This window comes from Epibacterium sp. HA2-3 (assembly GCF_055693725.2).
This window is the reverse complement of sequence record NZ_JBVFUL020000002.1, coordinates 287,319-309,007: the sequence shown is the minus strand read 5'-3', so window position 1 is coordinate 309,007 and position 21,689 is coordinate 287,319. Positions and strand designations below refer to the sequence as shown.

At 56.9% G+C, this 21,689-nt stretch carries 21 protein-coding genes; 10 read left to right on the top strand and 11 right to left on the bottom strand.

What is annotated here, in order from left to right:
* Positions 1-112: 112 nt before the first annotated feature.
* From ACZ1HH_RS15970 to ACZ1HH_RS15960, 3 genes are read left to right on the top strand one after another with little or no spacing between them, the layout of a single operon-like run.
* On the top strand, positions 113-1,390 hold the full coding sequence (locus ACZ1HH_RS15970) for an ABC transporter substrate-binding protein (protein WP_472635316.1): 1,278 nt from the start codon (positions 113-115) through the stop codon (positions 1,388-1,390).
* A gap of 60 nt (positions 1,391-1,450) precedes the next feature.
* A complete protein-coding gene (locus ACZ1HH_RS15965) occupies positions 1,451-2,326 on the top strand; it encodes a carbohydrate ABC transporter permease (RefSeq protein WP_472635315.1) in 876 nt (291 codons plus the stop codon).
* Positions 2,323-3,129 carry a carbohydrate ABC transporter permease gene (locus ACZ1HH_RS15960; RefSeq protein ID WP_472635314.1) on the top strand — a complete coding sequence of 269 codons (807 nt, stop codon included), beginning with the start codon at positions 2,323-2,325 and terminating at the stop codon, positions 3,127-3,129. Before ACZ1HH_RS15965 ends, ACZ1HH_RS15960 begins: the two co-directional genes overlap by 4 nt.
* Positions 3,130-3,137: 8 nt before the next feature.
* On the opposite strand, the gene ACZ1HH_RS15955 is transcribed toward ACZ1HH_RS15960, so the two are convergent.
* From ACZ1HH_RS15955 to ACZ1HH_RS15935, 5 genes are all read right to left on the bottom strand, one after another.
* Entirely contained in the window at positions 3,138-4,709 is a 1,572-nt protein-coding gene (locus tag ACZ1HH_RS15955; RefSeq protein ID WP_472635313.1) for a 5-guanidino-2-oxopentanoate decarboxylase, read from the bottom strand.
* A gap of 27 nt (positions 4,710-4,736) precedes the next feature.
* Positions 4,737-5,378 carry a TetR/AcrR family transcriptional regulator gene (locus ACZ1HH_RS15950; RefSeq protein WP_472635312.1) on the bottom strand — a complete coding sequence of 214 codons (642 nt, stop codon included), beginning with the start codon at positions 5,376-5,378 and terminating at the stop codon, positions 4,737-4,739.
* Positions 5,379-5,534: 156 nt separating this feature from the next.
* Positions 5,535-6,098 carry a chemoreceptor glutamine deamidase CheD gene (locus ACZ1HH_RS15945; protein WP_011536829.1) on the bottom strand — a complete coding sequence of 188 codons (564 nt, stop codon included), beginning with the start codon at positions 6,096-6,098 and terminating at the stop codon, positions 5,535-5,537.
* A 26-nt stretch (positions 6,099-6,124) separates the two neighbouring features.
* On the bottom strand, positions 6,125-7,060 hold the full coding sequence (locus ACZ1HH_RS15940; protein ID WP_472635623.1) for a CheB methylesterase domain-containing protein: 936 nt from the start codon (positions 7,058-7,060) through the stop codon (positions 6,125-6,127).
* 159 nt (positions 7,061-7,219) lie between these two features.
* Complete coding sequence (locus tag ACZ1HH_RS15935) at positions 7,220-9,568, bottom strand: methyl-accepting chemotaxis protein (RefSeq protein ID WP_487320509.1); 2,349 nt, start codon at positions 9,566-9,568, stop codon at positions 7,220-7,222.
* Positions 9,569-9,912: 344 nt separating this feature from the next.
* Here ACZ1HH_RS15935 and ACZ1HH_RS15930 point away from each other — a divergent pair, with 344 nt between their 5' ends.
* From ACZ1HH_RS15930 to ACZ1HH_RS15900, 7 genes are read left to right on the top strand one after another with little or no spacing between them, the layout of a single operon-like run.
* Positions 9,913-10,200 carry an STAS domain-containing protein gene (locus ACZ1HH_RS15930; RefSeq protein ID WP_005612862.1) on the top strand — a complete coding sequence of 96 codons (288 nt, stop codon included), beginning with the start codon at positions 9,913-9,915 and terminating at the stop codon, positions 10,198-10,200.
* Entirely contained in the window at positions 10,197-10,571 is a 375-nt protein-coding gene (locus ACZ1HH_RS15925) for a response regulator (protein ID WP_005612860.1), read from the top strand. Before ACZ1HH_RS15930 ends, ACZ1HH_RS15925 begins: the two co-directional genes overlap by 4 nt.
* A 1-nt stretch (position 10,572) precedes the next feature.
* Positions 10,573-12,708 (top strand): chemotaxis protein CheA, encoded by a 2,136-nt coding sequence (locus ACZ1HH_RS15920; RefSeq protein WP_011536825.1) that lies wholly within the window; start codon positions 10,573-10,575, stop codon positions 12,706-12,708.
* Complete coding sequence (locus tag ACZ1HH_RS15915; RefSeq protein WP_005612856.1) at positions 12,692-13,180, top strand: chemotaxis protein CheW; 489 nt, start codon at positions 12,692-12,694, stop codon at positions 13,178-13,180. The genes ACZ1HH_RS15920 and ACZ1HH_RS15915 overlap by 17 nt, the downstream gene beginning before the upstream one ends.
* Positions 13,177-14,034 carry a CheR family methyltransferase gene (locus tag ACZ1HH_RS15910; protein WP_011536824.1) on the top strand — a complete coding sequence of 286 codons (858 nt, stop codon included), beginning with the start codon at positions 13,177-13,179 and terminating at the stop codon, positions 14,032-14,034. The genes ACZ1HH_RS15915 and ACZ1HH_RS15910 overlap by 4 nt, the downstream gene beginning before the upstream one ends.
* Before the next feature lie 43 nt (positions 14,035-14,077).
* Positions 14,078-14,464, top strand: a complete 387-nt coding sequence (locus ACZ1HH_RS15905; RefSeq protein ID WP_011536823.1) for a response regulator — start codon at positions 14,078-14,080, stop codon at positions 14,462-14,464.
* A 1-nt stretch (position 14,465) separates the two neighbouring features.
* Positions 14,466-14,795, top strand: a complete 330-nt coding sequence (locus ACZ1HH_RS15900) for a hypothetical protein (RefSeq protein ID WP_011536822.1) — start codon at positions 14,466-14,468, stop codon at positions 14,793-14,795.
* Positions 14,796-15,187: 392 nt separating this feature from the next.
* On the opposite strand, the gene ACZ1HH_RS15895 is transcribed toward ACZ1HH_RS15900, so the two are convergent.
* The 6 genes from ACZ1HH_RS15895 to ACZ1HH_RS15870 all read right to left on the bottom strand — a co-directional run bounded on the left by ACZ1HH_RS15895 (position 15,188) and on the right by ACZ1HH_RS15870 (position 21,537).
* Positions 15,188-16,213: a trans-3-hydroxy-L-proline dehydratase gene (locus ACZ1HH_RS15895; RefSeq protein WP_472635310.1), complete on the bottom strand. Its 1,026-nt coding sequence runs from the start codon at positions 16,211-16,213 to the stop codon at positions 15,188-15,190.
* A gap of 15 nt (positions 16,214-16,228) precedes the next feature.
* Positions 16,229-17,467, bottom strand: coding sequence for an NAD(P)/FAD-dependent oxidoreductase (locus ACZ1HH_RS15890; protein ID WP_472635309.1), 1,239 nt, complete (start codon positions 17,465-17,467; stop codon positions 16,229-16,231).
* A 65-nt stretch (positions 17,468-17,532) separates the two neighbouring features.
* Complete coding sequence (locus ACZ1HH_RS15885) at positions 17,533-18,459, bottom strand: 4-hydroxyproline epimerase (protein WP_472635308.1); 927 nt, start codon at positions 18,457-18,459, stop codon at positions 17,533-17,535.
* Complete coding sequence (locus ACZ1HH_RS15880) at positions 18,450-19,409, bottom strand: dihydrodipicolinate synthase family protein (RefSeq protein ID WP_011536818.1); 960 nt, start codon at positions 19,407-19,409, stop codon at positions 18,450-18,452. The genes ACZ1HH_RS15885 and ACZ1HH_RS15880 overlap by 10 nt, the downstream gene beginning before the upstream one ends.
* Before the next feature lie 284 nt (positions 19,410-19,693).
* Positions 19,694-20,983, bottom strand: a complete 1,290-nt coding sequence (locus ACZ1HH_RS15875; RefSeq protein ID WP_472635307.1) for a TRAP transporter large permease — start codon at positions 20,981-20,983, stop codon at positions 19,694-19,696.
* A complete protein-coding gene (locus tag ACZ1HH_RS15870; protein WP_416369981.1) occupies positions 20,980-21,537 on the bottom strand; it encodes a TRAP transporter small permease in 558 nt (185 codons plus the stop codon). The genes ACZ1HH_RS15875 and ACZ1HH_RS15870 overlap by 4 nt, the downstream gene beginning before the upstream one ends.
* Positions 21,538-21,689: the final 152 nt, after the last annotated feature.

The following is a 21,689-nucleotide window of genomic DNA, read 5'->3' as shown; positions in this document are numbered from 1 at the left end:
GTCCGATGTGCGGATCCCCCGCGCGGGCGCGGCTTACTATTGGCTCCCGACTTTTCCAGAGGAGCGTTCAATGCCGGTACAAAGCTGGCTGTGATAGCGACGGAGAAACACCATGCTGATGACGAAATTCAAGGCGGCCGCTGCTGCCCTCGCCTTTGCTGCGGCCCCGGCCGCAGCGGATGTGGACCTAGAATTCTATTTCCCGGTGGCCGTTGGCGGAGCTGCGGCCGACACCATCGAAGAGCTGACCGCGCAATATGTGGCCGAGAACGAGGGTGTGAACATCGAAGCGATCTACGCGGGTTCCTATCAGGACACGGTCGCCAAGGCTCTGACCGCTGCGCGGGGCGGAAACGCGCCGCAGCTGTCGGTGATCCTGTCGGTTGATATGTTCACCCTCCTGGACGAAGACCTCATCCTGCCGTTCGATGACTTTGCCACCAGCGCAGAGGACAAGGCGTGGCTCGACTCCTTCTACCCCGCGTTTATGGAAAATTCCCAAACTGGTGGAAAGACTTACGGTATTCCGTTCCAACGCTCGACTCCTGTTCTCTATTGGAACAAAGAGGCCTTTGAAGCCGCCGGTCTCGATCCTGAAACGCCCCCGGCGACCTGGGACGAGATGGTCGAGATGGGCAAGAAGCTTACGCTCAAAGACGACGCGGGCAATGTGACCCAATGGGGTGTGCGCATCCCATCTTCGGGGTTTCCGTATTGGCTGTTCCAGGGGCTGACCACCGAGAATGACGCCATCCTTGCCAATGCCGATGGCAATGAGGTGAATTTCGATGATCCCAAGGTTGTGGAAGCGCTCGACTATCTGGTGGATCTGTCCAAAACGCATGAAGTGATGGCCCCCGGCATCATCGAATGGGGCGCAACGCCCAAAGCGTTCTTTGAAGGCCAGACCGCGATGATGTGGACCTCGACTGGCAACCTGACGAATGTGCGCAACAATGCGCCTTTTGATTTTGGTGTCGCGATGCTGCCCGCCAACAAGCGTCGCGGAGCGCCGACCGGCGGTGGCAATTTCTACCTCTTCAAAGGCGCATCGGACGCCCAGGCAAAGGCCGCATTTGATTTTGTCAAATGGATCTCCGCCCCGGAACAGTCGGCCAAATGGACCATCGCCACGGGCTATGTCGCCCCGCGTCCCGAAACCTGGGAAAGCGAAGCGATGAAAGCCTACGCTTCTGAATTTCCCCCGGTTCTCGTTGCTCGTGATCAGCTTGAGCACGCGGTCGCGGAGCTTTCGACCTATGAAAACCAGCGTGTGACCCGTATTTTCAACGATGCGCTTGCCGCTGCGATCACCGGTCAAAAAACCTCCGAAGAAGCCCTGAAAGAAGCGCAGGCGAAGGCAGACGCGATCCTTCAGGACTACCGTTAAGTTTACGCTCGGCGCGCGGCCCCACCTCGGGTGGCGCGCCTCATTTCTGGAGACGCCCTGATGCTGCAAACAAGAAGCTGGATACATGCTTGGCTCCTGCTGCTTCCGGGGCTTGTGTTTCTGATTGCCTTTACCCATCTGCCTGCGCTGACGACCTTGTGGAGCAGTTTTTTCACGACGCCTCGCGGGCGGCGCCCGGCCAAATGGGCAGGGCTTGAAAATTACGAGACGCTGATCGCCGATCCAGTTTTCTGGAAAGTCCTTTGGAATAACGCGATTTATGCTGCTGGAACGATCCCGCTGTCGGTGGTGATTGCGCTCATCATGGCGCTTTGGGTCAATCGCCAGATGGTCGGACGGGGCTTTGTGCGGATGGCCTATTTTACTCCGACCGTGCTGCCCATGATTGCCGTCGCAAATATCTGGATGTTCTTCTACACCCCCGGTTTTGGCCTCATTGACCAGATCGGTGGCGCCTTTGGCTTTGCGCAGACCAATATTCTCGGCTCAGCAAATTCAGCGCTTTGGGGGGTGATGGTTGTCACCATCTGGAAAGAAACCGGGTTCTTCATGATTTTCTACCTTGCGGCACTGCAAACCATCCCCACCACATTGGTCGAGGCCGCTCGGGTCGAGGGCGCCGGAAGCTGGACGATTTTTCGTCGCATCACGTTGCCGCTTTTGATGCCGACCACGCTGTTTGTGTCGATCAACGCGGTGGTGAACTCCTTTCGGATGGTGGACCATATTTTCATCCTCACCGGGGGCGGGCCGGACAATGCCTCTTCGCTCTTGCTGTTTTACATCTATGAGGTCGCCTTTCGGTTCTGGGACACGGCCTATGCTGCGACGCTCACGGTGGTGTTGCTGGTGTTCCTGATCGTGCTTGCGATTGGGCAGTTCTTTCTCTTTGATCGCAAGGTTCACTACAGATGAGCGCAGATCGTTTGCTAAACACGCTTGGAGCCTGGCTTCTGGCCTTGATCTGGATCTTGCCGCTTGCCTATGCGGTTTGGACTGCAATCCATCCGGCGGCTTATGAAGCACGCTTTGATCTCTTTGCGCCCCTCTCGTTGGAAAATTTCGCCAAAGCCTGGAATGCTGCACCCTTTGGGCGCTATTTTCTCAACACCTTCGTGTTGGTGACGGTCATCCTATTTGGGCAGATCGTTCTGTGTACCTTGGCCGCCTATGCCTTTGCCCGCTATCAGTTTCCGGGCCGCAATGTCTTGTTTGCGCTTGTGCTGATGCAGCTTCTGATCATGCCCGATATTCTCATCGTGGAGAATTACAAGGCGATCCGGTTTCTCGATCTTGTCGATACGATCCCCGCGATTGCCCTGCCATACATCGCCTCGGGATTTGGTATTTTCCTTCTTCGCCAGACTTTTATGTCTGTCCCGAAGGAGCTGGAAGAAGCGGCACAGATCGAGGGGATGTCCACGCTGGGGATCCTGATCAAGGTCTATATGCCCTTGGCGATCCCGACCTATCTTGCCTATGGGCTGGTGTCTGTGAGCCACCATTGGAACAACTTCCTCTGGCCGCTCATCATCACCAACTCGGTTGAGACCCGGCCAGTGACCGTGGGATTGAGCATCTTTTCCGCCATCGACTCCGGTGTGGAATGGAGCGTCATCAACGCGGCCACGCTCATGACGTCAGGCCCGCTTCTCCTCGCGTTTCTGCTTTTTCAGCGCCAATTTGTGCAAAGCTTCATGCGCGCCGGGATCAAGTAGGGCGCGGCCTAGCCCGTCATATCGATCTCGAGCAGCATCGGACCATTGAGCGGGAGGATCTTGGACAACGCGTTCTGAAGTTGCTCTGGTGCGATCCGCCGAAAATCGAGCCGGTATGCGGCGGCAGCTGCCTCAAAATCAGGTGCAGAAGGGTGGCAGCCTGTCGGAGGGATTCCTGCGGCCTCCATTGCGTTCGAGATTTCCAGGAACGCATTGTTGTTCCAGACGACAAACAGGATGGGCAGGTTTTCATCGCGGGCAACGCCAAGCTCTGGCAGCGTGAACTGCGCACCGCCGTCGCCCATCAGCGCGACCACCGGTGCCGATGGATCGGCAAGAGCGGCGCCAATCGCGGCGGGGATTGCGTAGCCGAGGGCCCCAAAACCAGTCGCGCCGTTGAACCAGCCTCCGGGGCGGTTGTGGTCGTAATAGAGGTTGGCCGCATAGACCGCTTGCGTGGAATCCCCGACAAAAATGCCGTCTGGACAAGCATCCCTCAGCGTCTCGATCTGCGATACGAAACGCGCATACCCGGGTGTCAGCGCTTCGATTTCGGCGCGCGCCTCAAGTCGCGCCTTTTCTGCACGCTCAGATCCACGCGCATTTGATTTTCCCGGGGATTGTTCGGCCAGAACGGGTAGAATTTCGTTCAGATCCCCGGTGAGCCTGCAGGCAGCCTCATGGCGCGAGAGTTGATCGTCACAAATGTCGATCCGCAGAAGGTTGCTCATCTCCGGATAGGTCCCGGTCGCATACATGTCGTAGTCGGTTGGCCCCATTTCGGTTCCAAGAGCCAGAACACAATCCGCTTCCGCAATGAGATCTCGCACCGATTGGAGGGACGGACTGGCTGGAACCGTCAGGGGATGTGCATGCATCAGGCCACGCGCATTCACGGTCTGGACGACGGGCGCATCGAGCCTTTGTGCCAGTTTCAAGAGCGCAAGGTTCTGCGTGCGGCAGCCGCCCCCCGCGAGGATCACAGGACTCTCGCATCGGGCCAGGGCATCCAGGATCGGAGTCAGATCGCTTGCAGCCTTTGGCTCTGGATCCGGGATAGTCACCGTTTCGGGCGCCGGTAGGGTCATGACGTCCGTCGGCACTTCGACGTGGACCGGGGCAGGGCGCCCTTGAAGAGCGCCAAACACGCGGGCCATCACCCCTTCGAGCGCCGATGCGTCTTCGACTTGCTCGGCATGTTTGGATATCGTTTGCGACAGACCCAGCTGATCTGGCAACTCATGCAAGAGGCCGAGACCCTTGCCAAGACTGTCGCGCCGGTTGACGCCGGTGACCACGATCATTGGAATGCTGTCCGCGCGGGCCTGCGCCATCGGGGTCAACGTGTTGATCAAACCCGGTCCGGTGATCACGAAGACAACGCCGGGCTTGCCAGCGATACGGGCATATCCGTCTGCCATAAATCCCGCACCCTGTTCATGACGCGGTGTGATATGACGGATACCTGCGCCTTCGATGCCACGGTAGAGCTCGATGGTGTGCACGCCGGGGATGCCAAAGATGATCTCGGTGCCCCGCTCAACAAGGGTTTGTGCCAAGGCGTGTCCGACTGTTCGCATAGGGGCGTCCTGATTTTAAGAGTGTGTTTAAGTGTCTGAATGCGGGCCGATAATGCCCATGATCGTTGTCTCGGCGATTTCGATCAGTTGTGCGGGGGGCAACATGTCGGGGAGCATCGAGCCTTCGAGCCAGAGGCCGTCCAGAACCGCGTTGCAGGCAATCGCCTTGGCCTCGATCTGGTCGGGTGTTGAATGCGAGTCTGCCGCCAGCAGCGCGTCTTTGATTAGGGTCTCCAACGTGGCCCGAAACCCCAGATAAGTGTCTATGTGGATCTGCTTCATGCGCGCGTCATGGGGCACCATCTGAATGAAACCAGCCCAGATCTGGAGGCTCTCGCTTTTGGTGACAGGCAAAGACAACGTGTCGTGGATACACTGGCGCATCCTGTCGATGGGCGAGCGATCGGAATCTCCGGCTGATGCAAGCGATAGTTGAGCCATCCGCTGCATGTGATGCGCATATGCGGCATACATGAGATCTTCTTTTGTGTTGAAGTGATGGCGGATCAGGCTGAAGGCTACACCGGCTTCGGCCGAGATTTCACGCACGGTTGCCCCCATGACTCCCTTGCGCGCGATCACACGAAGCGTCGCCTCAATCAACTGCTCGCGCCGCTGTTCGGGGTTCTCTCGGCGAAATTTGGTTTTTTGGGGGGCGGTCTTCGTCATCTGCTCTAACTCCGTTGCTGTACACTTGTACAATACTAGTTGTAGGTCAAGTGAAATCAGAATGTGGGCCCAGAGAGCGGACGCAAAAGACCCCTTGGGTGACGAAGCACCCAAGGGGCTGGTTTAATTCGTTTTGCGCGATTGCGCGCGGCGGCGTTAGAACAGCGTCACATTGTCTGCGGCTGCGGGTTTGCGTGCAGGAGCCGCCTGCGTCCGTGCAACGGCTGCGCGCTCCTCTTCACCCAGACGTCTGTCATCTGCCACATGTGTCTGCTGCGCAGCACCAGAACAGGCGTGAAAGCGCACGCGTCTCGCCGAGGTGCCGCCGACCGAAGACGAGATTACGGGAATGCCTTCATCCCGCAAAAACCTTTGCACAAAATCTGCGTTGTTCGCCCCAATATCCGAGAGGTTCGCGGACATTTTGGCCCCGCCAAAAACCTTGGCCTTGAGGTTGGAGCGCAGAGCTCCTTTCTTCATGATGCCGTTGATCAACAGCTCCATGGCGTGCACGCCATATCTAGCGCTCACCCCGCCTGAGCCTGCGGAAGAGGCCAGCAGGAAGTGGTTCATCCCCCCAACACCGACCTGTTCATCATAGATGCAAGCCGCAATACAGGAGCCCAAAACGGTCGAGAACACCACCTTTGGATCTGTCGTAACCTTGTAGTCACCCTGGAGAACGGTGACAGTACTCGTATTTTGAAAAACGTTCGACAAAGCGGCTTCCTTCCAGATGTCTCGTCTTAAGTCTTAGATGCTTGCAGAATTGCGTTGGCCATCCTGGCCAGGGGAACTTGTTTTTGAGCAGCGCCAATTTCCCAGGCAACCCGCGGCATTCCGTAGACCACGGCGGTTTTCTCGTCTTGGGCGAAGGTTGTGGCCCCCGCTTTGCGCAGGTCCAACATGCCCTTGGCCCCATCTTGCCCCATACCAGTTAATATTGCGGCAACAACATCTCGCGCAAATGGCACGGCGGACGAAAACAACGCGTCAACCGATGGGGTGTGACCCGAAATGTTTGGCCCTTCTTTCATTCGAATTTTGAAAGGTTTGCGCGGCGTGACGCCCATGTGTCGAGGTTGGCCAGCCGCAATGTAGACGTGTCCACTCTGCAAAGTGATATTGTCGTCCGCCGCCACCACCTTGGCCGGACAGATCCGATCCAGAAGCGACACCAGACCGGTGCCAAAGCTTTTCCCTGTGTGCTGGACAATCAAGGTCGGCGGGCAGTTTATCGGGAACCCCACCAGAACATTCCGCAGCGCCTCAACCCCGCCAGTGGAGGATCCAATCAGGATGACCTTCTTGAAGTCATCTCTGCCGACCGTAGGCTTGTTTGCTGCCGCTCTTGGAGCGTTGCGGCGCGGTGCTTTGATCATCATGTCAAAGTACTGGATGAACTGGCGCGGGCTGTCGGATTTCGTCAGTTCGAAGATACCCGCGCCAACATTCAACAGCGGCGAAGAGCGGCGTGCAGGTGTCGAGTTTTGGTCATCCATGACCGAGACCCAACGTACGTCGAGTGCAGAAAACAACGCCAGCATCATCTCGAACTCTGGCAGCTTGGTAAAGCCATCTTCCACAAAGGCAAAACTCGGCTGGCCTGCCTCGGCCTGATTGTAGGCCATCATCAGATTATTCGCTAACAACACTTGCAACCCCGGGTAAGCAGCTTCCATCTGGCTCTGCAGTGTCCGAGCAAAGTTGCGATCCGTTGTGACTATCAAAACGCTCAATGAAGACAATTTCTTATCCGTCTGTTTGTGCCGGAAGACCGGGAAGTTCGTATTTGGCGAAGAGGAGAGACTCTACTGCGAGCTGCGTTTTCGCCTGCTCATTCAAAAGTCTTGCCAAAGGTCTCGCGCAGCGGACCCTGTCGATGTGGCAATGGGCGGTGGAGGATCAAAGGCGATGTCTTCGCCATGAGCCGAGGCTTGCGGCGTTTCGGGCCTGCGGTCATCGGCCGGTTGCGCGCGCTTTGGCGCAGAGGCTTGGCCCGTCTCAAAGTGGGAAACCAGCTCGGCCAGTTTATTGGCATCTGATTTCAAGAGGTGGCTGGCGGCTGTTGACTCTTCGACCATGGCGGCATTTTTCTGCGTCACCTGGTCAAGCTGGGTCATACCGTCGTTGATTTCGCTCAATCCGGCGGATTGATCTGTCGCGCCTTGTGCGATTTCCGAAACCAAGCTCGAGATATGCGACACCCGCTCCGCGATGGATCTCAGGGAGTCTCCCGCCGCGTCAACGAGTTCGACGCCTTCGCCCACTTGCTGTGTCGACTCAGAAATCAGGTTCTTGATTTCGAGTGCGGCCTGAGAGGATCTCTGCGCAAGACCGCGCACTTCTGACGCGACCACTGCAAACCCGCGACCTGCTTCTCCGGCCCGTGCAGCTTCAACACCGGCGTTCAGGGCAAGCAAGTTCGTCTGGAAGGAAATATCGTCGATCACCGAAATGATCTGGGAGATCTTGGCGGAAGATGTCTCGATCTTCGTCATCGCATCCACGGCATTGCGCACGACCTCGTCGCTCTTTTCAGCCTCGCCGCGCGCCTGCTTCACGATGTCTTCGACGTTTCGCGCGCCTTCAGCGGCTGACTTCACGCTTGCCGTCAGCTCATCCAGAGCAGCAACCGTTTCTTCAAGGGTCGCAGCCTGGGATTCCGTGCGCGACGACAGGTCATCTGATGCTTGACTGATTTCGTCAGCGCCGGAGCGAATTCCATCCGCCGTCTCGGTGACCTGGCTGACCACGTCGCTCAATTCCGTTAGCGCGGAGTTGAAGTCTGATCTGAGTTTTTCGTAGTCCGCATCAAAAGGTTCGGTGATGCGATGTGCGAGATTTCCGTTTGCAACCTGCACAAGCCCCTCACTGATGTGACGCACGACTTCAGCTTGTTGCTCTTGCAGGTGTTGCCTGTGGGCATCGGCATCTTTGGCGCGCTGTAGATCGCCCTGCATGGTGCGCAGAATTTGCCCCATGTGGCCAAATTCATCTGCGCGATCCGCTTCGGGAATAGGAGCATCAAGTTGGCCTTCGCTGATCTCACTCATGCGCGCGCAAAGTCCGTCGATAGGCTTGAGGAAACTGCGGGCAAACCACCAGCCAATCCCTGTCATAACAAGAGCGCTTGCAAGCGATGTCAGGATCAAGAGCATCCGGTCTCCACGAACCGGTGCCAGAACCTCGTCGCGGTCCTGCTCGACGGCGAGAATCCACACTTTTTCTTCGATCGGCAGTTGGCGTGCCATGGCAACGACGGGTTTGCCGCGAATGCCTGTGGCGTTGCTGTCAAAGATCTGTGGTTCGGTCGCCGCCCGCTCTTGCAGAGAGAATGCCAGATCCTCCAGAACGTTGTGTCCGTCGTCGAATCTGGATTGCGACCGTGCCTTGCCGTCTGTTCCGACAACAAACACCTCTGTACTCATTCCCAAGCCCTCTGCGGGCGAGATAATCTCGCTCACGAGCGTGTCAGGGATCTGTAGGATAAAGACACCAACCAGCTGACCACTGCTGGCGACGATCTGGGTGCCGACAAACGCCATCGGCGTGTCATCGCGCGGGGCAAAGTGCTCAAAATCCGAGAAGAGAACCTCTTCGGGTGCCGCGGTCATGATCCGCTTAAATGTCGCGGCGAGATTGCTGGTCTGATGCGGGCCGGACAAGAGGTTGCTGCCATAGTCGTCCTGCTTGGCGACGCTATAGATGACGTCCCCCGCGATATTCACCAGATAGGCGTCGCTGTATCCCTTGGAAATCAGCAGCGACCGGAAGGAGGGGTGAAAGTTCGCATGGTGGATGTTGTAGGGAATCGTCTTTTGCGCGCGTTCCATCATGAAGCGTTCATGTGGGGGGTGCGGGTTTTCAGAAATGTACATCTGTCGCAGCGTCTCAGCCGGAGAATCGCTCACCCCGCTCCAGGCCGCAGAGATCCGCTGTGCAGCGGTTGCGGTGGAGGGCAGCTCGGCAAGCACTTCGACATCCGCGCGCATGGTCTGGAAAAGCGCCTCGAGAACTGAAGCGCGATCCGCAGCGATCGATTCGAAGCGATTCTCTACTGTTATCCATGCGTTGCGTTGATAGTTCACGGTGCTCACCGTCACCAGAATCGCGCTGGCCAGCAGCGCGAAACCCACAAGAAACGCGGGTAATTTGTAGCGTATCTTTAGCTGAGAGAGTGCGATCATAAGGAACTCCAAAGGAACGCACCAAGCCTGATGCGCGAATAGACTTGGGAATATGTCTCTCTCATCAGGGGTTAATTTGCCCCTTACGCGTGAAGATTTGATGCGAGCAGATTTGCCTTTGGCAGATCCTATAGCGTTAGAAGCGCGCGAGGAGGTCAATCCGCGCAGCTATCATACTGTGACTCTAGAGGGGCGCACATTCCCTTCAATTCGCGCGCTGGCGGCTTTTTCAAAATTTGGTGTGTCCGGCTGAATGGCGGAAATCAAATGTTAAGGCCCTGAAGCTAATACTGCCCTCATCGAACCAATATCAATCGCCTTAAACGGGGGTGCGAATCGCGAAAATGACCACCGAAACGCAAAAGCATACTCTGGATTTGCCCAATGCATTCGCGGATCTAGACCCACTGGTCGCATTTCTCAACGCCTCACGTGACAAGGCTGTTGAGGTCGATTGCAGCAAGGTTGCGGTAATGCCGTCACGCTGCCTGCAACTGCTTTTGGGAGCAGAACAACAGTGGCGCTCCGAGGGCTTGGGTTTCTCGGTCACTAACGTCAACGAGGGGTGCCGAAAATCCCTCACCCTTCTGGGTTTGGAACCCAACCGATTTGAAGACGAGGAAACAGTATGAAAACCAAAGTTCTGGCAATCGACGACTCCCGGACGATCCGAAACCTGCTGGCAGCAACGCTGGAAGAGGCCGGTTTCGAATATCACTGCGCAGTAGACGGGCGTGAGGGCGTTGACATGTACGACGACGTTGCCCCAGACGTTGTGATTACAGACATCAACATGCCCAATCTCGACGGCTTTGGTGTGATCGAGGAGTTGCGCGGCGACGGTATCAACTCCAAGGTTCCGATCCTTGTTCTGACGACCGAGAGCGCGCCCGAGATGAAAGCGCGTGCCCGTGATGCCGGCGCAACCGGTTGGATCACCAAACCCTTTGATGACCAATCCCTGATCTTCGCGCTCAAGCGCGTTACAGGAGCGGTCGCATAAGATGTCGGGGTCGATTCAAGATACATTCTTTGAGGAGTGCGAAGAGCTCCTTGAGGCAATGGATGAGGGTCTGACCGCTATCGAAGGAGGCGATCACGATCCCGAAGTTGTCAATGCCGTCTTCCGGGCTGTGCATTCGATCAAAGGTGGTGCCGGTGCGTTTGGCCTCGATGACCTGGTTGCATTTGCACACAAGTTCGAAACCGTCTTTGACGAAGTGCGGTCCAACAAGCTGCAACTCGACACCAAGCTCATTCAGCTGCTCTTGCGCTGCAGCGACCATCTCTCTGACCTGGTCTCCGTGTCGCGGGATGGCGGCAGTGTGGACGAGGAACACAATGATGTCCTGATCGCGGGTCTGGAAGAATACCTGGATGAGGAAGAAGAGGAACTCACCTTTGAGCCCATGGGGCTTGGTGGGCCTTCGGTTCCATTGCCGCTGGCGATGGAAGAGGAAAAAACCTACGAGATCCGTTTCCGGCCCCTCAAGGAAATGTTTGGGACAGGCAACGAGCCGTTCTTCCTGTTTCAGGCTCTCTCGGAACTTGGACCGCTTGAGGTTGTTCTGGATGACACGGAACTTCCCGGGTTTGATGCAATGGCGATGGACGACAGCTATCTTGCATGGAACCTGACCCTGACCACGACAGAACCGAAATCTGCGGTTGAAGCAGTATTCGAGTTTGTCGAAGGCTTGTGTGAACTCTCGATAACGTCTGACAAGGACGAAGAGGAGGATGCCGCTGCCCTGGCTGCGCTGAACGCCGCATTTGGTGTCCCCGGAGATAGTGCCGAGCCCGAGACGCCAGCCCCTTTTGACGTGCCGGCACCTGCAGAGGCGACTCCCATGGCAACATCTGAAACGACGCAAAAGGTCGAAACTGTCAAGCCAGAGAGCAACAAGTCAGAACAACGCGGACCAAAGCCGACCCTGCGTGTTGATCTGGAGCGGGTGGACCGGCTTATCAACGCGGTTGGCGAACTTATCATTAACCATTCGATGCTCGCGCAGCAGATTGCAAATCTGGATGTGGCTGACCTTCGGGATGTGGAGACCGAGTTGGAGGGGTTCAAAAACCTCGCACGCGACATCCAAGAAGGTGTGATGTCAATTCGCGCGCAACCGGTGAAGCCCTTGTTCCAGCGCATGGCTCGGATCGTCCGAGAAGCGTCTTCGGCGACAGAAAAATCTGCCAAGCTGATCACGGAAGGTGAGAACACCGAAGTCGACAAGACAGTCATCGAACGGCTCTCTGATCCGTTGACTCATATTCTGCGCAATGCGGTCGATCACGGGATCGAGAAACCCGAAGATCGCGAAGCAGCGGGCAAAAATCGTACCGGCGAAATTCGCCTCTCGGCGTCGCATCGCTCGGGCAGTGTCTGCATCGAAATCAAGGACAATGGTGCCGGGATCAATCGCCCGCGTGTGAAGCAGATCGCGATTGAAAAGGGCCTTATCCCCGAAAATGCTGACCTAACGGATGCAGAGATCGACAACCTTCTGTTCCTGCCGGGGTTTTCGACGGCCAAAGAAGTCTCGAACTTGTCTGGACGTGGCGTCGGTATGGACGTGGTCAAGAACGCGGTGACAGCACTTGGCGGCCGGATCAATGTCTCGTCCACACCTGGCAAGGGCTCCACATTCACCATCATCCTGCCGCTTACCTTGGCGGTCATGGACGGCATGGTGGTGTCGGTCGCAGATCAGACCATGGTAGTTCCGATCACCTCGATCATCGAGACGATGCGCGGCAGTGATGACATGATCAACAGCCTGGGTGCGGATGGCACGCTGCTGTCCATTCGCGGAAATTTTGTTCCCATCTGCGACGTGGCAGGCGCGCTTGGATTGCGTAAGCCCGAAGGCGACAAGCCGCCCGGTGTTTACCTGTTGGTTGAAACGGAGACAGGGCAACGCAGCGCCCTTGCCGTTGATGACATTCACGACCAACGACAGGTCGTGATTAAAAGCCTCGATGGCGTCTGTGGGAATATCCCGGGCGTCGCGGCGGCGACGATCCTGGGCGATGGCAAGATCGCCATGATCTTGGACTCAGAAAGTATCATCGCCGCCTCGCCGACATCGGCCACCTTTGATTCAGATCGGAGAATGAGCAATGCAATCGCAAGCTGAAGTTAAAATTGGCGACCAGGAGGTCAAACATGCTCAGCAGAGCGAGTTTGTAAGCTTCACGGTTGCTGGTCAGGCTTTCTGCCTGAAAATCACCCAAATCCGGGAAATCCGTCGCTGGGCGCCGGTGACCATTCTGCCCCATGCACCGATGGATGTTCTGGGCGTGATGAACCTGCGCGGCGCCGTGATCCCGATCTATGATCTTTCCGCACGGTTCGGTCTGCAACAGACCGAGGCCAGCGAGCGCAATGTGGTGATCGTGGTCGCCGTGCATGGCAAGCCTGTTGGTTTGTTGGCGGAATCCGTATCCGAGATCATCTCTATCAATCCTGAAGAGATCCAGGACACACCGCCCGTCGATAGCCGATACACCATGGAGTATATTCAGGGGATCATCTCTCATGATGACACCATGGTCCGCATCATCAATCTCGACGCTGTAATTTCTGCACCGGAGCAAGGCCTGTCGTGAGTATTGCTGGTCCAATCGAACCCTTTGACGATGGCATTATCCTGTCTGATCAGGACTTTGAGGCCATCGCGCAGTTCGCGTACAAGCACTTTGGCTTGGCGATGTCTGCGAGCAAGAAACCTCTGGTTTCTTCTCGTTTGTCGCGGAAGCTGAGAAAGCAGAACATCAAGGTGTTCAAAGAGTATCTGAAGCAACTCGATGGGCCTAATGCGGATCAGGAGAGAAGCGAGCTTCTTTCTCTGCTGACCACAAATGTGACGCAGTTCTTTCGCGAACCGCATCACTTTGAAACACTGCGTAACGATGTTCTGCCGCCTTTGCTTGAAAAGGCTAAAAAAGGTGGGCGTGTACGCATCTGGTCGGCCGGGTGTTCGATCGGACAGGAGCCCTACACGATTGCAGCGGTGCTGCATGACATGTGTCCAGATGCGGATCGCTACGACATCAAGATCCTCGGCACTGATATCGATCCGGTTGTGGTGAAGACCGCAGAGCAGGGCCAATACCCGCTCGAGGATTTTGAGGGCATCCCAAAGCAATACAAAATGAAGCTCGAACCGGGATCGAAGCAGGGCACGGGCCGCGTGCCGCAGCATCTGCGCCAAAAGGTCACTTACGGTGTGCTGAATCTCATTGAGCCGTTCCCATTCAAAGGGAAGTTCGATGCAATCTTTTGTCGCAATGTCGCAATCTACTTCGACAATCCAACCCAACAAAAAGTGTGGCAGGCGTTCCAGCGCACACTCAATCCAGGCGGGTACCTCTTCATAGGTCACTCAGAACGAATGTCCGGCCCGGCAGCTCAACATCTGAAAACGGTCGGCATCACAACATACGTCAATACCCCAGGCTAGTTTCACTCACGGTTAGCCAAGACGAGAACACAAGGAAAAAACGATGAGCTTGAAAGACTCTCTGCGCGTGATGGTTGTCGATGACATGTCGACCAGCCGAGGCATTCTTACTCAGTGTCTCGATGAACTCGGCGTTAAGAACTATCTCGTCGAAAACAACGGACAATCCGCGTTCCAGAAGCTTGCGACGAATCCCGTGCACTTGGTCCTTTCGGACTACAATATGCCCGGCATGGATGGCCTCGGGCTTTTGCAGGCAGTGCGCGGCAATGCTGCAACCCAACGCGTTGGGTTCATCCTGGTCACAGGCAAACCCACACCGGAGGTCATTGAGGTTGGCAAAAAGCTTGGTTTGAACAACATCATTCGTAAACCGTTCACCGTTGCGTCGATGCGTCAGGCAATCGAGCAAGTTGTGGGGCGTTTGTGAGATGGGCACAAGTTCTTCCAAACCGCTCGATACTGTTTATGCAAACTCGGCGCGTGAAATGCGCCAGTTGCAGAAACAGCTTCAGCAGCTTGAAGATACCGTGCTGACGATCGTCGAGCGTCGAACCCCGCCCACAAGCGCTGAAATCAGAGAGCTGCAAGACTTCGATCTTATTTCGCAGACGCTTGGTGGTATGTCCGTTTTCTTCGACAAACTGCGTGAGCAAGTTGGGACCGAGGATTGCACGGATATCGAACGCGCAACCGAAGGGGTGACCCTTCAGCTTTTGCGAGACAGACTCCGGGAACGTCAGGAGCTCTTTGAGCTCTGACGTCCGGCTCTCGATTCTTCGGCCTTGCAGCATGCTCCGGGTTGTACCAAGGGGGATGCTGCAGGGCCGATTGCTTTGCATGGGTCATGAGAGTGCGGTCGCGCAATTGCGTGCTGACCGGTGCGCGAGCCCTGGCGGTTGACGCGCGGAGTGGCTTACCAGCGGATATAACGTGGACACCTGCAATTGGGGGGGCGCGTTTGCTGCGCCCAGATCGCGCCCAGCAGTGGCGGCGCCACTTCGTTGACCTCAATGTTGAAAATTATGAGAGTAGAAGGGTGCGCAATGCCTTGGCTTTAGCGCCGTCACGGAGTGTCGCGACTGGCGCTTTTCCCAATAACCTAGCCGAATTGGTGTTGATTTGCCCCAACTAAGCGTCTGCTGCGGATCCCTCAGGCTCCCCAGGTGTCAGACAGCCGGTAGCCTTCGGGCCAGGGATCTTCGGGGTCGAGCATATGTTGGTGTATGCCGGTAACCCAACCGCGGCCGCTGATTTCTGGAATGATCGCCGGCTTCGTGCCAACCTGCGTGACGTCCAAGATCTGGCCCGTAAAACTCGACCCGATGATAGAAACCGCTTCAAAGCTCTGGCCCGCCGTCATCTGACCGCGCGCAGACATCAACGCCATTCGTGCTGAAACTGCCGTGCCGGTAGGGGAGCGATCGACTTTGCCAGGTTGAATGGCGACGGCAGATTTGCTGGTGAAACCTGTTTCAGTTTCACGAAGCGGGCCGCAGAACGCGCAGAAGGAAATGTGATCCCATTCCGGATTTTCGGGGTGGCAGAACCCAAGCTGTTCGTTGGCTGCGTCAGTGATACGCACACCGAGATTGGCGATGTCCTTGGCTTCGACCTCTGTGATCTCGAATCCGAGAGCCTCGGCATCAACGATCACAAAACTGTCGCCTCCGTAGGCTGTGTCGACGGTAATGGTCCCAAGCCCTTTGACGTCGAGCGGCACTTGGATCTTGTCGGCAAAACTCGGTAGGTTCTGCACGAAAATACGCCTTGCCTTGCCATCGTGACACTCGGCCCGCACTTTGACGAGGCCGCCGGGGGCTTCCAGAACCATATGGGTTTCCGGTTCCTGCATGGGCACAAGCCCACCGTCGAGCAAAACCGTTGAAACGCATATGGAATTTGAACCCGACATCGGTGGCGTATCTTCAGGTTCCATAATGATCCAGGCCGCCACCGCTTCGGGGTGTTTGGGGGGAACCAAAAGATTCACATGGCGAAACACGCCGCCACGTGGCTCATTCAGGACAAAATTGCGCAAGGTTTCGTCATTGGCGATGAAATTGCGCTGTTCCCACAGCGTTTCACCCGGAGGTGGCAGCACGCCACCAACAATGACATCCCCGACTTCACCTTCTGCATGAGCGGAGATGACATGAATGGTTTTGGAACTGCGCATGAGGTATTTCCTAGTTTAGAACCGGCTGGCCCGATAGGGATCAAGCGAGATCGGGCTGCTGTTTTTGTTGATCAAATCCCGCACAAGCTCGGCGGTGGCGGCGGATTGTGTCAGCCCCAAATGCCCATGACCAAAGGCATAAATCACATTGTCAGACTTCGGAGAGCGACTGATCACCGGAAGAGTGTCCGGAATCGAGGGGCGGTACCCCATCCATTGGCGCCCGCCCGCGGTGTCCAAGCCGGGCAGAAAGCGCTTGGCTTTCTCCAGCAGGATCTTGGCGCGTCGATAATTGGGTGGCAGTTTCAACCCGCCAAGTTCAACAGCGCCTCCAACACGGACGCCGCCGTTGATCCGGCTGACCACAAAGCCGTGGGCGCCAAATGTCAGATGAGTTCGCACGTCGAAGGCCCCAGCGGGCAATGTGGTGTTGTATCCGCGCTCGGTCTCAAGCGGGATCCGGTCCCCCAGCGTGCGCGCCAGATGGTGGGACCAAGCGCCAGCCGCGACGATGACTTTGTCTGCAGTAAGGGATCCGCCGTCGTGCGTCAGCTGGACCCTGCCGCCGACAGTTGAGATGGACTGTATATCGCAATCCACAATCTCGCCCCCCGCGTTCACAACGCTCTGGGCCAGATGCTCTGTCCAGATCTGAGGATCGGTCGTGTTGATCCAATCGGGGGTGAATCCTGCATGGGTAAATCGACGATCAAGTCCCGGCTGAATTTCGGCAATTTCCTCGGGGCTGCGCAGAAGGTCATATTTGATCCCATACTGGCCGCGCAGTTCCCAGCCGGGCAGGCTGTCGCGAAATTGGGTCTCCCCCTCAAAGAGCTGCAATTGTCCATCGCGCTGAATAAGATGTTCGGCGCCATGCGTTGCAATCTGTCGCTCCAGCGCGGATCTGGACAGGTCCATGAGGGCACTTTGTGCCGCGACAGAGGTCTCAAAACGGTCACGCCAACTGGCGCGCCAGAACCGGAGCATCCATGGCGCGATTTTCAACGCGTAGCGGGGCGGGATCGACAATGGGCCAAGCGGATCGAGCAGCCATTTTGGCGCTTTGCGCATGATGCCGGGCGTGGCCAGCGGCATCACATCCGTAAAGGCAAAGGCACCAGCGTTGCCCTTGGAGGTTTCCGCAGCCACACCGCTGCGATCCAGAACCCGGACGCGATGCCCTTGCTGGACCAACTCAGCAGCAATGCTGATGCCAATAATACCGGCGCCAATAACAACAATATCCTGCGACATGGGTACGGCTCTCTGAAATGGAACAGATAAGGGGCCGGGTGGCCCCATTGTTTTGTATGAGGCGGTCAGGTGATCCCGGCTTTGAAGGGGTCTTGTGTTGCAAACAGCAATTTTGCCTCCGCCATGACATAGGCCTGGCCAGTGATGCGCGGGATCACCCCGCCCGTCGGGCCATTCCTGTAGGAGAGCGTGTAGGCGCTTCCGATGACGCTTTCGAGCACAATCTCCGTGCCTTCCGCCAATTGGCCTGACGCGGCAAGGCAGGCCACAAAGCCCGAACTGCCGGTCCCACACGGCGATCGGTCATATTCGTTGTCGGGGCAGAGCACAAAGTTGCGGCTGAAGCTGCTGGCATTCGGGCTGGCGCCACGCAGGATCACATGATCCACGGCTTCGCCATCCGGGCCGCAGACGCCGTTTTGCACGCAGGCCTCTCTGATCGCGCTCGACAGTTCGGTGAGCGCTGCAATATTGCCGGTCGACACTTCGATCGGTGCATCGCAGATAAAGAACCAATTGCCGCCATAGGCCAAGTCGCCGGTAAAACTGCCGTGTCCTTTGACCTCGACAGAGACCGCGTGGTGAATGCGGCGGCTCTCAATGTTGGTTACAGAGACGGTGTTTGCATCGTGCAGTTCGACCGTCACGATCCCTGCAGGCGTTTCGATCTTATGTGTGCCAACGTCGATCCGGCCCAAATGCGCAAGCGTCACGGCAAGCCCAATGGTGCCATGCCCACACATGCCCAACACGGCGTCGGCATCGAAATATATCACCCCGGTGACACACTCGGGGTCCACGGGTTCAACCAATAGGGCGGCAACCATGCCCGGTTGGCCACGCGGCTCGAGCAGGACCGAGTCGCAAAACTCTGAATGCGCGCGCGACAGTGTTTCTGCCCGCACACAAAGCGGCCCCGATCCAAGATCGGGGCTGCCGTCAAGGATGACCCGTGTGGGCATCCCGCCGGTATGGCTGTCGATTACATGCATTCGGCGATAATCCCGCCTTGTTTGGACCAATCCGCAAACCAGGCGCGGAACAGGCTGTACTGTTGCTCACAATAGTTGCGCTGCGCGTCGGTCAGTTCATCGGTTTCGTTGAAGTGCAGACGGTATTCGTCCTCCCCGTTCAGAACCAACAGATATTTGTAGTAAAGAACCAGATCGGTGCCTTCGTCAAAGCTCGCCAACACGCCAAAGGCTTCTTCCAGTTCGCGCGCGCGCATCCGTGCCTCTGCATGGCCTTGGGCCGCTTTTTGCGACAATGCGGCCAGCAGCAGTGCTTCTTTGGGGAGTGCGGTGCCGATCCCGGTGATAGAGCCGGTTGCGCCACAGTTCACAAAGCCATGATAGACTTCGGTATCGACGCCGACCATCAAGGTCACCTGGTCGTCCTGGCTGGTAATATGCTCAGCTGCGTAGCGCAGATCGTCCTTGCCGCCGAACTCTTTGAAGCCGATCAGGTTGGGGTGCTCTGCACGCAGCGCAAAAAACAGATCCGCGCGCGTCGCAAACCCGTAGACCGGGCTGTTGTAGATGATGGCAGGCACGTCCGGCGCCGCCGTGAGGATTGCCTTGAAATGATTCTTTTGTGCTGTCACCGAGGTGCCGCGCGAAAGCACACGCGGGATCACCATAAGACCGGCTGCGCCAAATTTCTGCGCATGCGCAGCCAATGCGACGGCGGATTTGGAGTTGATCGCGCCGGTTCCAACAACCGTTGGCACACCAGCTTCGATCAGGCGTTCAACGCCGGTCATCCGGTCTTCGTCGCTCAGGAGGGGCCAATCACCCATCGAGCCGCAGTAGACCACTGCGGACATGCCCGCCTCGATCATCTCTTTGCCTTTTTTCACCAAGGCATCAAAGTCGGGTGTGCGGTCTTCTTTACACGGGGTCATGAGGGCGGGCATCGTGCCCGAGAAGATAGTTTGAGACATGCGTGCTCCTGTTTGCTTTGACGGGCAAGCGGGGTGCTGCCCTCCTGAGAATCCAGTCCAAACCGATGCAAGTGTCTGAACTCTCGTGAATATCCTGAAGGTGGCGAACCCATGCCCGCGCCCTTGCACAATTGACTTACCGCATTTTGTATCCAAAATCCAATCTGTTTTGTAACTCCGTGTGGAATTTTCTCTATCGTCCAAGTTCTGGCAGCGGGCACCACCCGAGAGCCGACAGAAATCGTCGGCTCTCGGGTAAACGGCAATCTGAAGGAGTGGTGTGTTTAGCCCAGTAGGAGTTCCGGCAGCCAAAGTGCAACCGAGGGCACAAAGGTCGTGAGCATCAGGGTCGGCAACCAAGCAAAGATGATGAACATCAGCGTGGGCATCAGCATCTTTGCGACCGGCGTCTCCGAGACCTGAGCGCCCAGGTACAACAGCGGTGCGGTCGGCGGCGTGATATTGGCCATACCCAGATTAACGCCGATCACGGCCGCAAAATGGATCGGATCCATGCCCACGCTTTGCGCGATTGGCAACAGGATCGGTGTCGACAGCAGCAGTCCAGAGATATCGTCCATCAGCATCCCGATCAGGATCATGACCACATTGATCATCAGCAAGATCACAATGGGATTGTCAGAGACCGAGTAGACCATCTGCTGCGCAATCTGAGGCGCGCCCTGTGCGATGAGGTTGTCAGAGACGATGAGGACCATGAAGATCATGATCATAACGACGCCAATCGTGATCCCCGACTTCTGAAACGTTTCGATCAAACCCTTCCACGTCAAGCCGCGATAGAAGTAGATCGCAACCGGGATCGCATAGACAACGGCGATGCCCGCAGCCTCGGTCGGCGTCATGATCCCGCCGTAGATACCGCCAAGAATGATGATCGGCATCATCAGCGCCGGGCCGGCGACACGTCCCTGGGCCCTAAGCGCCGGGAAAAACGGGGAGGGTGGGGCAGAGAGCTTGATGTCGTCATGTTTGCGCAACATGAAATGGTTGGTGATGATCAGCAGCGTGATCAGGATGAAGGCCGGGATGACCGTCGACAAAAAGCATTTCAAAACATGCTGTTGCGCCACCCAGCCATAGAGTATGTGGTTGGCACTTGGCGGGATCAGAAGGCCCAGTGGGCTTGCCGCCACAAGGAGCGCTGCGGATTTGCCTTCGGGGTAGTTCGCCTTTTTCAGATGCGGCAGCATGATGCCACCAATGCAGGTCAGTGTTGAGTTGGCACTGCCCGCGATGGAGCCGAAGATGCCACAGGCCATGACGGCGGCCGCGCTCAGTCCGCCCTTGAGGTGGCCGACAAACATCTCTGCGATGGCCACGAGGGGGGCTGCGATCCGCCCGCGCTCCATCACGCCGCCTGCAATCATAAAGAGCGGAATGGCGAGCAACACCAATGACCGCAGACCCGTCGCCCCGGTTGGAAGATAGCCGGTGATGGACTGATCGCCAAAGACCGCGATGAACATCAACACCGCGCCAAAGGCCACAAAGACACTGACTCCCAATAGGAGCATGGCGCACACGATGACGAGACTTCCGATGATGATCATGACGGCGCATCCTCCTGACGGTCTGATTTGAGCGGGAGGCCGAGGCCTTGACGGATGTGCACATAGAGATAAGCCGCCGAAAACATTGCCATGAAGCCAAAGGCGATCATGATGGCAATGCGCCAGGAGACAAATGGGATGCGCAACGCGGGCGTCGCGCGCAGGCGTGGAAAGGAGAAGTCATCGGCCAGCGACGCATAGCAGGCGTAAACGATGAAGAGCGTGACCAAGAGTTCGATCAGAAGAACCGCAAACCCGCGCCACCAGATCAGCCGGGGGCTTTTGAATACGACTTCGAGGATATCAGCGTTGATGTGCAGCTTGCGTTCCGAGGCCAGGACTGCCCCTGCAAAAAAGCCCACGATGCTGATCGCCAGCAACCATTCTTCATATGCGAAGAGATCACCGCCAAATCCATATCTCACCACCACGACCAAGCCAAAGGTCAAGGCCATCATCGCGCCGGAAAATACGACGAGAAACTTCATCAAGACCATTGCCCAGTTCATCGGTACTCCGATGACACGTGGCAACTCATCCGTAATACGCGTCATTTCCCCTCCCTCTTGTTGCGTGCAAGTTGACTGGTGCCAAAGCTGGATTGCAGCAGGCGGGCACCTCTCCCACTCTACGTCTCAGCGCACCCTGTGACCGGTTCCTGCACGATCGCAGAGCGGGGCAGCCGCAATGGCTGCCCCGGAATTGT

Coding starts and splice junctions, on each gene's coding strand:
- ACZ1HH_RS15935 (WP_487320509.1), bottom strand. CDS start 9,568: ATGATCGCACTCTCTCAGCTAAAGATACGCTACAAATTACCCGCGTTT.
- ACZ1HH_RS15970 (WP_472635316.1), top strand. CDS start 113: ATGCTGATGACGAAATTCAAGGCGGCCGCTGCTGCCCTCGCCTTTGCT.
- ACZ1HH_RS15930 (WP_005612862.1), top strand. CDS start 9,913: ATGACCACCGAAACGCAAAAGCATACTCTGGATTTGCCCAATGCATTC.
- ACZ1HH_RS15955 (WP_472635313.1), bottom strand. CDS start 4,709: ATGCGAACAGTCGGACACGCCTTGGCACAAACCCTTGTTGAGCGGGGC.
- ACZ1HH_RS15900 (WP_011536822.1), top strand. CDS start 14,466: ATGGGCACAAGTTCTTCCAAACCGCTCGATACTGTTTATGCAAACTCG.
- ACZ1HH_RS15960 (WP_472635314.1), top strand. CDS start 2,323: ATGAGCGCAGATCGTTTGCTAAACACGCTTGGAGCCTGGCTTCTGGCC.
- ACZ1HH_RS15920 (WP_011536825.1), top strand. CDS start 10,573: ATGTCGGGGTCGATTCAAGATACATTCTTTGAGGAGTGCGAAGAGCTC.
- ACZ1HH_RS15905 (WP_011536823.1), top strand. CDS start 14,078: ATGAGCTTGAAAGACTCTCTGCGCGTGATGGTTGTCGATGACATGTCG.
- ACZ1HH_RS15940 (WP_472635623.1), bottom strand. CDS start 7,060: ATGGAAGCTGCTTACCCGGGGTTGCAAGTGTTGTTAGCGAATAATCTG.
- ACZ1HH_RS15915 (WP_005612856.1), top strand. CDS start 12,692: ATGCAATCGCAAGCTGAAGTTAAAATTGGCGACCAGGAGGTCAAACAT.
- ACZ1HH_RS15895 (WP_472635310.1), bottom strand. CDS start 16,213: ATGCGCAGTTCCAAAACCATTCATGTCATCTCCGCTCATGCAGAAGGT.
- ACZ1HH_RS15965 (WP_472635315.1), top strand. CDS start 1,451: ATGCTGCAAACAAGAAGCTGGATACATGCTTGGCTCCTGCTGCTTCCG.
- ACZ1HH_RS15890 (WP_472635309.1), bottom strand. CDS start 17,467: ATGTCGCAGGATATTGTTGTTATTGGCGCCGGTATTATTGGCATCAGC.
- ACZ1HH_RS15870 (WP_416369981.1), bottom strand. CDS start 21,537: ATGACGCGTATTACGGATGAGTTGCCACGTGTCATCGGAGTACCGATG.
- ACZ1HH_RS15885 (WP_472635308.1), bottom strand. CDS start 18,459: ATGCATGTAATCGACAGCCATACCGGCGGGATGCCCACACGGGTCATC.
- ACZ1HH_RS15880 (WP_011536818.1), bottom strand. CDS start 19,409: ATGTCTCAAACTATCTTCTCGGGCACGATGCCCGCCCTCATGACCCCG.
- ACZ1HH_RS15875 (WP_472635307.1), bottom strand. CDS start 20,983: ATGATCATCATCGGAAGTCTCGTCATCGTGTGCGCCATGCTCCTATTG.
- ACZ1HH_RS15925 (WP_005612860.1), top strand. CDS start 10,197: ATGAAAACCAAAGTTCTGGCAATCGACGACTCCCGGACGATCCGAAAC.
- ACZ1HH_RS15950 (WP_472635312.1), bottom strand. CDS start 5,378: ATGACGAAGACCGCCCCCCAAAAAACCAAATTTCGCCGAGAGAACCCC.